Origin of the sequence: Paenibacillus sedimenti (genome assembly GCF_014534655.1) — a bacterium.
Taxonomy (GTDB): Bacteria; Bacillota; Bacilli; order Paenibacillales; family NBRC-103111; genus Paenibacillus_E; species Paenibacillus_E sedimenti.
The window spans coordinates 82,677-93,617 of record NZ_JACVVD010000018.1 but is presented as its reverse complement, the minus strand read 5'-3'; the positions used below and the strand labels follow the sequence as shown (position 1 = coordinate 93,617).

Here is a 10,941-nt window from a genome sequence, read left to right as displayed (position 1 = left end):
GATGGCGGAGGGGACCCACGCGTTCCCATCTCGAACACGACCGTTAAGCCCTCCAGCGTCGATGGTACTTGAACCGAAGGGTTCTGGGAGAGTAGAACGTTGCCAAGCACACATAGAAGAGTCTTTTTGGAAGAAATTCCAGAAAGACTCTTTTTTTAACATCTTTACGAAGCTGCTTATTAAACCATACTAGCCCTATGAGGAGGGATAGGTATGGGTACAATGAAGTGGAGTAGATGTTGTGGAATATTCCTCGTTTGTAACTTAGTCGCACTAGCGAATAATGGCTGTTCGGCAAAGTCGGATGCAGTTAGAAACAATACCATAAGTTCTTACTCTGACTCAGGTATTGCATCTCCCTCTCCGATAGCGGAAGCGCCTGTTGTACCTTTTACAATGGAAGGGCCAGCCGTACAAACACCTCCTAAAGAAAAAGTGAAAGGGATTTACGTGTCAGCTTGGTCAGCTGTTGGAACAAAATTTGAGCAGCTTATCCAACTGTTGGATCAGACAGATTTGAATACCATGGTCATCGATATCAAAAATGATTCGGGACAAGTTACATATGCATCGGCTGTCCCCATGGTCAATGAAATTGGAGCAAATAGCCATGTGATTATCAAGGATTTGAAAAGTAAGCTCCAACTGTTGAAAGCTAAAGGGATCTATTCGATTGCTCGTATTGTCGTTTTTAAGGATCCATATTTGAGTAAAAAGAAAAGTGCTTATGCAATCAAGAATCGAGCAGGTGAGATTTGGAGAGATAATAAAGGTATCGCTTGGGTAGATCCTTATAAAGAGGAAGTGTGGGACTATAATATCCAAATTGCAAAAGAAGCAGCTGACCTTGGATTTGACGAAATTCAATTTGATTATGTGAGATTCCCGGAGAACGGCAAGAAAGTGGATCAAGAGGTCATTTTTGATAATTCCCAACAATGGACCAAACCGCAGGTTATAGAGGGATTTTTGAAAAGAGCGAGAGAACGCATAGGTAATAAGGCATATTTGTCGGCAGATGTGTTTGGATTGACGACTTCATCGGATAACGATATGGGGATTGGGCAAGATTGGTCCATGATCAGCAAGCAGGTTCATTATATTTCTCCAATGTTATATCCCTCTCATTATTCAAGTGGCGTCTATGGGGTGAAGAGTCCTGATTTACAACCTTATTCCATTATTAGCAAAGCCATTCGTGATGCGAAAACAAAAAACGAGCAATTAATGAAAACTAACAGCGAGATTGCTGAAATTCGTCCTTGGTACCAGGATTTTACGGCTACTTGGGTCAAACCTCATAAGACATACGGAAAAGAGGACGTAAATGAACAGATTAAAGCTGCGAAGGAGCATGGTGTAGAGCAGTTCCTCTTGTGGAATTCAAACAGCATCTATTCGTATCGTTAACGGAATGTTCTTATTCGGCCATATGACTATTGGCTAGCGGGCCCTTTTCCTTGACACGAAAAATAGGCTTTTGTTAATATAAGCACTAATATACACCTGTGAGGAGGAATAAGTGTTGTGAGGGAAGATAAGTTTGGTAAGGAAGGTTTAACGTTTGATGATGTGTTATTGGTGCCGAGAAAATCCGAAGTATTCGGTAAGGAGATTGACGTTTCCACGACGCTTGCGCCTCATGTGAAGTTAAACATTCCGTTCATTAGCTCAGCCATGGATACTGTAACAGAATCTGCTCTTGCTATTGCTATGGCACGTGAAGGCGGCGTCGGGATTATTCATAAGAATATGACCATTGAACAACAAGCAGAAGAAGTAGATCGTGTTAAAAGGTCGGAGAGCGGAGTTATTACGAATCCTTTTTCCCTTACACCCGAGCATCATGTTTATGACGCGGAAGAACTTATGGCAAAGTACCGCATCTCAGGTGTTCCAATTGTGAACGAGAGCAATAGGCTGGTTGGGATTTTAACGAATAGAGATTTACGTTTTGTGCATGATTATTCGATTAAAATCAAAGAGGTTATGACTAGGGAAGATCTGGTCACAGCTCCTGTCGGGACGACGCTTCAACAAGCGGAAGGCATTCTGCAAAAGCATAAAATAGAAAAGTTGCCCTTAGTCGATGAACATTTCGAACTCAAAGGCTTGATTACAATTAAAGATATTGAAAAAGCGATTCAATTCCCGAACGCTGCAAAAGATGCACTTGGTCGTCTGCTCGTTGGTGGGGCGGTTGGTGTGGCCAAAGATGTGATGGAACGTGCAGCGGCACTCGTACAAGCAGGCATTGATGTTATTGTTGTAGATTCCGCGCATGGGCATCACATTAACATCTCCGAGACGGTGAAAAAGATCAGGGCGCAATATCCGAATCTTCCGATCATCGCTGGGAATGTAGCGACTGCCGAAGGAACGCGTGATCTCATCAAAGCCGGCGCTTCGATGGTTAAGGTTGGTATTGGACCGGGCTCCATTTGTACAACGCGGGTTATCGCAGGGATTGGCGTTCCACAAATCACGGCTATTTATGATTGCGCGCAAGCAGCGGCCGAGTTTAATGTGCCGATTATTGCAGACGGCGGTATCAAATACTCCGGTGACGTTGTAAAAGCAATTGCGGCTGGAGCTAGCGCAGTCATGATCGGAAGCTTGTTTGCTGGAACGGAAGAGAGTCCAGGTGAATCGGAGATCTATCAGGGCCGTAGATTCAAAGTATATCGCGGAATGGGTTCGTTAGGCGCGATGAAAGAAGGCAGTAAAGACCGCTATTTCCAAGAAAATGAAAGCAAACTGGTTCCTGAAGGTATCGAAGGTCGCGTTGCTTACAAAGGACCGCTAGCTGATACGGTTTATCAGCTAGTTGGAGGTTTACGTTCAGGTATGGGCTACTGCGGCGCACATAACATCCAAGAACTGATTCACGATACGCAGTTCATCCGCATTACAAGCGCTGGTTTGAGAGAGAGCCATCCGCATGATATTCAGATTACGAAGGAAGCGCCAAACTATTCATTGTAATTCGCAACAAAATGGTAAATATTGCAGACGGAGGATTTGAACCTTCGTCTTCTTTTTTTTGTCTAATAGGGTGTGTTACAATATAGTGTGTCATAAAAATGCTAGGGAGAGTGAAGTTGTGAGATTAATAGGTTTTACTAAAAAAAGAATCGCTTTGGTGTTAGGGGTAAGTTTATTAGCGCAATCATTTCTTTTACATATACAACCAACCTATGTCCAGGCAGAAGGAACTACAACGACAACTACAACTACAACAACGACGGCTCCAACGGTAAATAACGATCTGAAGGTTAACGCCAAATCTGCTATCATTATGGAAGCCAGCACAGGAGCTGTGCTCTACGAAATGAATGCTGATGAGGCGCTGCCTCCAGCCAGTATGGCCAAAATGATGACGGAATATCTGGCAATGGAGAGCATTAAAGAAGGTAAATTTACGTGGGATTCGAAAGTGACAGCATCTAAAAATGCTGCAGATGTAATTGGATCCGGCCAACTGATAGCAGAAAATGAAACTCTATCCTACAAAGAAATGTTTAATGCGATGTCGATATATTCTGCTAATGACGCTTCTGTGGCGTTTGCCGAGCTGATCGGGGGCACCGAAGAAAATTTTGCGAAAATGATGAATGAGAAAGCCAAACAACTAGGCATGTCGGATAAAGCCCATTTCATTAGCGCAACGGGACTTTCACGTGCGGATCTCAAGAACCCGCCTCAATCGATTGAAGGCGAAACTAAAATGACAGCGCGAGATGCCGCTATTCTAGCTTATAATATCCTCAAAGATCATAAAGAGATTCTGGATTTCACTAAAATTCCTTCTTTAAAGTTAAGAGAAACAGATAAATCGCCAATGATTAATTGGAACTGGATGCTTGAAGGCAACCAAACGAACACTAATTTCAGAAAATATGCCTATCAAGGGCTCGACGGTTTGAAAACAGGATCTACGGATGACGCAGGGTACTGCTTCACGGGTACGGCCGAAAGAAACGGTATGCGTATTATCACGGTTGTGATGGGGACGAAGACAGAACCGGAGCGTTTTAATGAAACAAGGAAGCTGCTTGATTACGGCTTCAATAATTTCGAAATCAAACCTTATTTAAATGCGAAAGCGGAAATAGATTCTTTAAAATCCGTAAACATTAAGAAAGGTGTTCAAACTTCGGTACCGCTGGTAACGAAAACAGGAATGACTTTTGTTACGAAAAAAGGCGCCAAAGATACAGATTTCAAACTAACCGCTGAGCCGCTGGAGGAAAGCAAACTTGTTGCTCCAATTAAGAAGGGGGACCCTCTAGGCAAGGTGATTGTAAGTTATAACGGGCAAGAGAAGACTGTAGAACTGATCGCTAATGATGATGTGGAAAAAGCAAGCTGGATTCGTCTTTTGTTCCGCTCCATTAAAAACTTCTTTGGAGACATGTTTAAAGGGTTCAAAGGCGGCTCCTAAACCAGATAATGGGTTGTATATTGTCCCACCATCCTGTAAAATGATTGTTTAGAAGTTTACTAAAGAATCGTGTAGGGAACTGCATGAAATTGTTGTAGCAGAGAGACTTCGACTCCGTCAAAGTCCCTATAAATGGTATAGGAGGAACGAAAGAATGGAAACTGGAACATCACGCGTCAAAAAAGGTATGGCCGAAATGCAAAAAGGCGGCGTCATCATGGACGTCATGAATGCTGAACAAGCGAAAATCGCTGAAGCAGCTGGTGCATCTGCAGTTATGGCACTTGAGCGGGTACCTGCCGATATTCGTGCGGCTGGCGGTGTATCCCGTATGGCTGATCCTACGATCGTGGAAGAGGTTATGAAAGTCGTCTCGATTCCCGTTATGGCGAAAGCAAGAATCGGGCATTTTGTTGAAGCTAAGGTCCTGGAATCTCTGGGCGTTGACTATATCGATGAGAGTGAAGTTTTGACTCCTGCGGATGAAGTATATCACATCAACAAAAATGACTTTACAGTCCCATTTGTATGCGGCTGCCGCGACCTCGGCGAAGCACTGCGCCGTATCGGCGAAGGGGCTTCGATGCTCCGTACCAAAGGCGAGCCGGGAACAGGGAATATCGTTGAAGCCGTACGCCATATGCGTATGATTCAAGGTCAAATTCGCAAAGTTCAAGGCATGTCCAAGGATGAGCTGATGTTTGAAGCCAAAACGCTTGGAGCTCCTTATGAGCTTCTTCTGCAAGTTCATGAAACAGGCAAACTTCCTGTCGTTAACTTTGCGGCTGGCGGCGTTGCAACACCTGCTGACGCGGCTCTTATGATGCACCTTGGTTCTGACGGTGTATTCGTAGGTTCCGGTATTTTCAAATCGGACAGCCCTGAAAAATTCGCGAAAGCGATCGTAGAGGCTGTTACTCACTATACCGATTTCAAATTAATTGCTGAAATCTCCAAAGGCCTCGGTACCCCGATGAAGGGAATCGAAATTTCTAAGCTGGATGCTACCCAACGTATGCAGGAGCGCGGCTGGTAATGACGAAGATTGGGGTTCTCGCGCTTCAAGGCGCGGTAGCGGAACATATTCGCGGCATCGAGAAGGCCGGAGCTGAGGGCGTTGTTATCAAAAAAACGGAGCAGCTCGATGATATCCAGGGGATTATCATCCCTGGCGGCGAAAGTACGACGATCGGCAAGCTGATGCGCACCTATGGCTTCATTGATGCGCTCAGAGACTTTTCCGCGGCAGGCAAGCCGGTTTTCGGTACATGCGCGGGTCTGATCGTCATCGCGAAAGAGATCGCCGGACAGCCGGAAGCTCATCTGGAGCTGATGGATATTACGGTGGCTCGCAACGCGTTCGGTCGTCAGCGCGAAAGCTTTGAGACGGATTTGCCGATCAAAGGCATCGACGATAACGTTCGCGCGGTGTTCATTCGTGCGCCGCTGATTGAAGAAGTGGGGCAGGGGGTTGACGTCCTGGCCACCTATGATGGCCAGATTGTGGCTGCGCAGCAAGGGCATCTCCTTGCGGCTTCTTTTCACCCGGAGCTGACGGATGATTTCCGGATGCACAGCTATTTCCTGGACATGGTAAAGCAAAGTCAAGCATAATTGATGGTACAAGCACCCCTGTAACCGGGTTCCGGCGAGGGTGCTTGCTTCCATATTCAAACCATTTTGCGCTAACGGAGGAATCTCCTTGTTTGATGTAAAATTATTACGAATTGATTTGGCAGCGGTACAGGCTGCGATGCAAAACCGCGGTAAGCAAATCGAAGAGCTTAAGGGCTTTACCGATTTGGATGTGAAGCGCAGAGAGCTTCTGCAAGAAACGGAGCAGCTGAAAAATCGCCGCAATACCGTTTCGCAAGAGGTTGCGCTCCGCAAAAGATCCGGTGAAAACGCGGATGAATTGATACAAGAAATGAAGGTCGTCGGAGACCGCATTAAAGAGCTTGATGACGAGATTCGTGTCTTAGACGAGTCATTGCAGCATGTGCTGCTATCGATCCCGAATATGCCTCATGCAAGCGTTCCTGTAGGCTTGTCGGAAGAAGAGAATGTGGAGATCCGCCGCGTAGGCGAAATTCCGCAATTTGAATTCGACGTGAAGCCGCACTGGGAAGTTGCACAGGAGCTGGGCATTCTAGATTTTGAAGCGGCGGCGAAGGTAACCGGTTCGCGCTTCGTGTTCTACAAAGGACTCGGTGCAAGGTTGGAGCGTGCTTTGATTAACTTTATGATGGACCTTCACAGCGATGAGCATGGTTATCAAGAGATGCTGCCACCGTATATCGTCAACCGCGAAAGCTTGATAGGTACAGGGCAGCTGCCGAAATTTGAGGAAGACGTTTTCAAGATCGAGAATTCGGAATATTTCCTGATTCCTACAGCCGAAGTGCCGGTCACGAACTATCATCGTGATGATATTTTAACGAATGAGCAGCTGCCTGTGAATTTCGTTGCATTCAGCGCTTGTTTCCGCTCAGAAGCGGGTTCCGCCGGTCGCGATACACGCGGCTTGATTAGACAGCATCAGTTCAACAAGGTTGAGCTGGTTAAGATCGTGAAACCAGAGGACTCCTACGATGAGCTGGAGAAGCTCACGAACGACGCTGAGCGCGTTTTACAGCTGCTCAAGCTGCCTTACCGTGTCCTGACGCTTTGCACAGGCGATATCGGCTTCTCGTCAGCTAAAACGTATGATCTCGAAGTATGGCTGCCGAACAGCGGCGCATACCGCGAGATTTCGTCCTGCAGTAACTTCGAAGATTTCCAAGCCCGGAGAGCGAACATTCGCTTCCGCCGAGATGCGAAGGCAAAGCCGGAGTTCGTGCACACGCTGAACGGTTCAGGATTGGCACTCGGTAGAACAGTTGCCGCAATTCTTGAAAATTATCAGCAAGCAGACGGTTCTGTGATCGTTCCAGAAGTACTGGTGCCCTACATGAATAACGTAAAAGTAATTAGCAAGAAATAGAACTTGATTCACTCATAGTTTGTATGATACAATGCTTTTTGTCACTGCATAAGGTTGTTTCCTACCAAGGAGACACCTGCATGTGGAGAGGTGGTCGAGTGGTTTAAGGCAGCGGTCTTGAAAACCGCCGAGGTGCAAGCCTCCGTGGGTTCGAATCCCACCCTCTCCGTATATGATTTTGCTAAAAAGTCATGCGATTCTTTACGAATCGTGTGGCTTTTTTTGTTATGCAGCCATTTGGATAAAAGGAGTGGTGCTTTCGCATTTTAAATATGTGGAGGTGTTACCAATGAGCAAAACAGACATGCTAACGATCGATCAAACACGATTGGTGGAAGAATGGCAGACCATGATGCCTAAGCAGCTGGAAATCACCGATAAAGCTCGTGTATGGGCTGATGAGGCAGACCCGCAGGCGCTGAGAGTCCACATTATTACATCCGGGCATACCGGCTATTCGTTTGATTTTAAAGTGACGTATGTGAATTCCAGAGAAGTTAAAGTTGAACTCACCGATGTGCAGCAAGGAACGGCGCATATTGATGAGCGAACGGATATCGTCCAAACATTAGTGGATGATTATATGCGTCATATTCATGAATGTGCGCAAGCGCTGCAACATATCACGCACGTCTAAACCGTGGAGGGGCAATTTCTAATGACTAGGCAAAAGAGCAGAGATAAAAACTTGCAAAATGTCGTTAAAGATTTTGACAAGACGGTAGTTAATAGCCATCAGGCTCAGCAAGTGCAGCAGCAGACTAACGATCACCATAAGCAAGATGCTATGAATCACGATGAAAACTAAGGAGTGTGACCTGTAATGTCCAAACCGACCGCCTATTCTACTGGAGGAGGCGTACAAAGAAATGGTCAGGCTGATACTGATAATAACGATGCTCCAGAGGCTTTGTCCGGCTCCAAAAAGGTCAAAAATCGTAATCACTCGAAGCAAAAACAAGCCAAGGGATCCTGATTAAACGATGATCCGGCTGCTGAATAAATATCTTTACAAAATGTTTAAAAAGCAGCGTGCCGGACATACTATATTTGTCGGTGAGCAGAGAGGTGTGGTTCCGTTGGAGCATTCCGCGAAACAACCGTTGCATAGAGGACTTTTATACCTGTTATAATCAGGCTGGAGGCGATGTGCTAAAGACACGTTATGTGTTTTATAAGCAGATTTACCAAAGGTTTACGCGTAACATGGTTATAGAAGAAAACCAATAACACCGACAAAAAAGAACCCTTAGGGGTTCTTTTTTTCGTCTATTTCGAAAGTATCGACTAGATAAGCAGGGGGGTCTATGGGTTTTTTACGATGAATCAGCAATCGAATACCTGCACCGATCAAGATCACAGCAACAATAAGCGTCTGACCAAAGTTGTTAATCCAATACATGTAATCCGAATGCGGGAAAAATCGGTACAGCAATTGCACAATAACCTCTTTGAACAAATAATATCCGCCAAGTACAATCAGAATGGCTCCAATGCTTCGATTATAGGAAGTCCAGTTCTCGACAAGCGGCTTATCGACCAATGTTCCGTTTTCGTATCTTGAAATGTTCTGCAAGGCGTCAAAAAAGCTGAAGAACCACAAAATCGGTATCAAGAAGAAAAAGAGTGAAAGCCTTAGAACGTCCAGAACATATACGGAAAATAGGAAGACGGCCATCAACTGAATGCCGCGCTTGGTCATGTTCAGGTACAAATGAGCGGCGCCCGGAATAATCGCGATGATGGTGGCTAATGTCCGGTTTTTGCGGATGTAGTCATCTGAAAAATGGAAGTCCTCGAACATGCTTCGATCGAATAACTCAAAGCCCGCTTGCTTACGTTCCAGTTGTTTCAATGCATCAAACATGGAGTAGAACAAAAGCACCGGCATCGCCAGAAGAAAAGCAATAAAGCCTTCATTATGGGTGAGAATCGTGATAAAGAAAACAAGGATCGCGATACCGAAGAAAGTGATCATCGCTGTTAAACCGCGCTGCATCAATCCCAATTGATAGTGTCCTAACCCAGGAATGAAAGAAAGCAGCATGATTCTTGTTCTCTCGCGCTGATTAGCCCAGGAAGTAGCGGATTCCCAATATGCCTGCTCAGGTGGGGGCGGCATGTCGGAAGTCGGCGGATATGGATTTTCAGAGCCATATGGCAGTGTGCCTGGCGGCGGATAAGGCTGCAAGCGCAGAAGGAAGATGATCATGTCAACCATGTTCGCAATCCACATAAGCGCTGCAAATAACGCAAGAAGTGCTGCAATTTCTTCAGGTCCGTTAGCAACAGCTACGCATAGAAATATCAAAAAAAGCGATCCGAAAAATCCTCCTCCATAGATGAAAGCACGGAACATCCGGTTCATGTAGAAATGTCCCAGGCCGGGGATCACAGATAGCAGGAAGGCGATAAGGCTGCTTTTATTGTACAAGTTGTTCGAATGCTTCAAGGTCGGATACCTCCTTTGTCTTTTTCATTTTGCAATGTGTCAAGCCAAGTTAGCGTTTTATCTAACAATTGATCGGAGATCGGAGATTCTTTTTGAATGGAGGAGGGGACTGAAGGGTTAAAGCCCTTAGAACTTAATGAACTCACGGAACCCAATTCCTGTGAGAGCCCGTGAAAAAAGCCGGTTGCAACGAGAATCAGTGTAGCGGCAGCCGCTATGCCGTAATGAAAAATCGTGGAACGATACCAAACAGGCTTTGTTCGAAGCGTGCGTTTTACGATGGAATCAACGTAGCTTTTTTCATCGGCTTCAATAAGAGGAAGCGTAGCCGCCGACTGTTCTAAACACATCATATAAACGGCTAGACAAATATCACATTGATATAAGTGATGCTCCATCTGAGCCATTTCATCAGGTGACAAGCTTTCTCCCACGTACTGTGTCCAGGCTTGTTGATCATAATGCCTCATAAGAAATCCTCCTCCTTCCAGTTCTTGCGGAGCCACTGCTTGGCCCGGTATAGTTTGGATTCTACGGTTTTGACCGTGACTCCTTGAGCATCAGCAATATCTTGATAAGTTTGATGATCTAAATAATAGGCCGATAATACATCTTGATAATTAGCAGGAATCTGATCCAATTTGGTTCGCACGAGCCTTGCTGTTTCATTCATAACCACTTCATGCTCCAAGTCATTATGATGATGGGTGGCAATGGTCTGAACAGGATCTTCGATCTCTGCCGTCATTTCTTCCCTCTTCCGGCTGGCCGACCGCTTAAAATCGATCGCTCGATTCACGGCGATGCGTGTCATCCAGGTTTTGAGGCCCTTCATCTGGTATTGGGGGAGGGAGAAATAAATCCGGGTCCATACATCCTGCGTTAAATCTTCGGCATCTTTAGGATGACGAACGATAGCGTAGATGGTCTGGAATAAATATTGGCGATAGGTTGCAACAAGCTCTCGAAACGCGGACTCATCGCCAGCTAGTATACGTTGTACAAGTGTATCCTCCTGAATACTCTCCTCCTCCTCTCCGAAATACATAGACGAAAGGTATC

12 protein-coding genes, 1 tRNA gene and 1 rRNA gene are annotated in these 10,941 nt (G+C 45.6%); 11 read left to right on the top strand and 3 right to left on the bottom strand.

Features of this window, described 5'->3' with window-relative positions:
* The 11 genes from rrf to ICC18_RS30210 all read left to right on the top strand — a co-directional run.
* Nucleotides 1–108 (top strand): 5S ribosomal RNA (gene rrf, locus ICC18_RS30260); the annotation flags it as partial.
* A 105-nt stretch (nucleotides 109–213) separates the two neighbouring features.
* Complete coding sequence (locus ICC18_RS30255) at nucleotides 214–1,410, top strand: putative glycoside hydrolase (protein ID WP_223192999.1); 1,197 nt, start codon at nucleotides 214–216, stop codon at nucleotides 1,408–1,410.
* Nucleotides 1,411–1,527: 117 nt separating this feature from the next.
* Nucleotides 1,528–2,985 (top strand): IMP dehydrogenase, encoded by a 1,458-nt coding sequence (gene guaB / locus ICC18_RS30250; protein ID WP_188178139.1) that lies wholly within the window; start codon nucleotides 1,528–1,530, stop codon nucleotides 2,983–2,985.
* A 118-nt stretch (nucleotides 2,986–3,103) separates the two neighbouring features.
* Nucleotides 3,104–4,444, top strand: coding sequence for a D-alanyl-D-alanine carboxypeptidase family protein (locus ICC18_RS30245; RefSeq protein WP_188178138.1), 1,341 nt, complete (start codon nucleotides 3,104–3,106; stop codon nucleotides 4,442–4,444).
* 154 nt (nucleotides 4,445–4,598) lie between these two features.
* Nucleotides 4,599–5,480, top strand: a complete 882-nt coding sequence (gene pdxS, locus ICC18_RS30240; RefSeq protein WP_188178137.1) for a pyridoxal 5'-phosphate synthase lyase subunit PdxS — start codon at nucleotides 4,599–4,601, stop codon at nucleotides 5,478–5,480.
* Nucleotides 5,480–6,058, top strand: coding sequence for a pyridoxal 5'-phosphate synthase glutaminase subunit PdxT (pdxT, locus tag ICC18_RS30235; RefSeq protein ID WP_188178136.1), 579 nt, complete (start codon nucleotides 5,480–5,482; stop codon nucleotides 6,056–6,058). Before pdxS ends, pdxT begins: the two co-directional genes overlap by 1 nt.
* An 88-nt stretch (nucleotides 6,059–6,146) precedes the next feature.
* Entirely contained in the window at nucleotides 6,147–7,427 is a 1,281-nt protein-coding gene (gene serS, locus ICC18_RS30230; protein WP_188178135.1) for a serine--tRNA ligase, read from the top strand.
* Between the two features lie 84 nt (nucleotides 7,428–7,511).
* Nucleotides 7,512–7,596, top strand: a tRNA-Ser gene (locus ICC18_RS30225).
* Nucleotides 7,597–7,716: 120 nt separating this feature from the next.
* Complete coding sequence (locus ICC18_RS30220) at nucleotides 7,717–8,064, top strand: hypothetical protein (protein WP_188178134.1); 348 nt, start codon at nucleotides 7,717–7,719, stop codon at nucleotides 8,062–8,064.
* Nucleotides 8,065–8,085: 21 nt separating this feature from the next.
* Nucleotides 8,086–8,235 carry a hypothetical protein gene (locus ICC18_RS30215; RefSeq protein WP_188178133.1) on the top strand — a complete coding sequence of 50 codons (150 nt, stop codon included), beginning with the start codon at nucleotides 8,086–8,088 and terminating at the stop codon, nucleotides 8,233–8,235.
* A 15-nt stretch (nucleotides 8,236–8,250) separates the two neighbouring features.
* Nucleotides 8,251–8,403 (top strand): small acid-soluble spore protein P, encoded by a 153-nt coding sequence (locus ICC18_RS30210; RefSeq protein ID WP_188178132.1) that lies wholly within the window; start codon nucleotides 8,251–8,253, stop codon nucleotides 8,401–8,403.
* Nucleotides 8,404–8,676: 273 nt separating this feature from the next.
* On the opposite strand, the gene ICC18_RS30205 is transcribed toward ICC18_RS30210, so the two are convergent.
* From ICC18_RS30205 to ICC18_RS30195, 3 genes are read right to left on the bottom strand one after another with little or no spacing between them, the layout of a single operon-like run.
* On the bottom strand, nucleotides 8,677–9,879 hold the full coding sequence (locus ICC18_RS30205) for a hypothetical protein (protein ID WP_188178131.1): 1,203 nt from the start codon (nucleotides 9,877–9,879) through the stop codon (nucleotides 8,677–8,679).
* The gene (locus tag ICC18_RS30200; RefSeq protein WP_188178130.1) at nucleotides 9,876–10,349 is read right to left on the bottom strand and encodes an anti-sigma factor; all 474 of its coding nucleotides are present in this window, start codon (nucleotides 10,347–10,349) and stop codon (nucleotides 9,876–9,878) included. The genes ICC18_RS30205 and ICC18_RS30200 overlap by 4 nt, the downstream gene beginning before the upstream one ends.
* A complete protein-coding gene (locus ICC18_RS30195) occupies nucleotides 10,346–10,927 on the bottom strand; it encodes an RNA polymerase sigma factor (protein ID WP_188178129.1) in 582 nt (193 codons plus the stop codon). The genes ICC18_RS30200 and ICC18_RS30195 overlap by 4 nt, the downstream gene beginning before the upstream one ends.
* Nucleotides 10,928–10,941: the final 14 nt, after the last annotated feature.